This is a genomic window from Mycobacterium sp. E3198, from assembly GCF_001667015.1.
Lineage (GTDB): Bacteria > Actinomycetota > Actinomycetes > Mycobacteriales > Mycobacteriaceae > Mycobacterium.
This window is the reverse complement of sequence record NZ_LZIS01000187.1, coordinates 1-745: the sequence shown is the minus strand read 5'-3', so window position 1 is coordinate 745 and position 745 is coordinate 1. Positions and strand designations below refer to the sequence as shown.

General features: G+C 69.8%; 2 protein-coding genes. One reads left to right on the top strand and one right to left on the bottom strand.

The annotated features are described in order from the left end of the window. A partial coding sequence (locus A5673_RS20925) for a GGDEF domain-containing protein (RefSeq protein WP_156748439.1) occupies window positions 1-595 on the top strand: 595 nt, incomplete at its 5' end. A 55-nt stretch (window positions 596-650) separates the two neighbouring features. Here A5673_RS20925 and A5673_RS30130 read toward each other — a convergent pair. Continuing rightward, a partial coding sequence (locus tag A5673_RS30130; RefSeq protein WP_231971390.1) for a hypothetical protein occupies window positions 651-745 on the bottom strand: 95 nt, incomplete at its 5' end.

Sequence of the window (745 nt, the reverse complement as noted above, 5' to 3'; positions counted from 1 at the left end):
TGTCGGCCTGGCGGTCTCGCACACGGCCAGGCTGTACCTCGACTACCTCATCTTCGTGGTCGCGATCGTCGGGGCCGCCGAATCCTTCGGGTTGGTCACGCGGAGCCTGGTCGCTGCCGCGTGCACCGATCCGCTCACGGGCCTGTTGAACCGGGCCGGCTGGGAGATCGCCACCACCGACCTGCTCGCGCGAACCCGGTCGTCGTCGGCCACCGTCACGGTCATCGCGCTCGACATCGACAACTTCAAACGGATCAACGACACCGACGGGCACGTCGCCGGCGACGCACACCTGGTCAGCCGCGCCGGCGTGTGGCGAAAAGTGGCTCCGGCCAACGCCGTTCTGGCCAGGTTCGGCGGCGACGAATTCGCCGTGTGCATCGCCGAGCGCGGGGGCCGGTCACCGACGGCGGCCGAGCGGTTCGTCGCCGGCGTGCGGCTGCACACCCCCGGCACCAGCGTCGGCGCGGCATCGGCACCGGGTGAAAGCGCGGATGTCGCCGCGCTGTTCGCCGAAGCCGACGACGATCTCTACGCCGCCAAGCAGCAGAGATCCCGGGAGACCCGGGGCCCGGATATGCGCCACGCGCTGTAGGTCCGGGCCGGGCGGCGCATTCGAAAGGCTCTGTGCCCCAATCGGTTTTCCGCGCCTAGTTGTTGGTGTTTGCTGGGGGTTGGGGTTGGAAGGGTGTGTACCACCACCAGTCGGCGCGTTCGCCGAGGGGCCCGGGGTAGGGCTTGACGG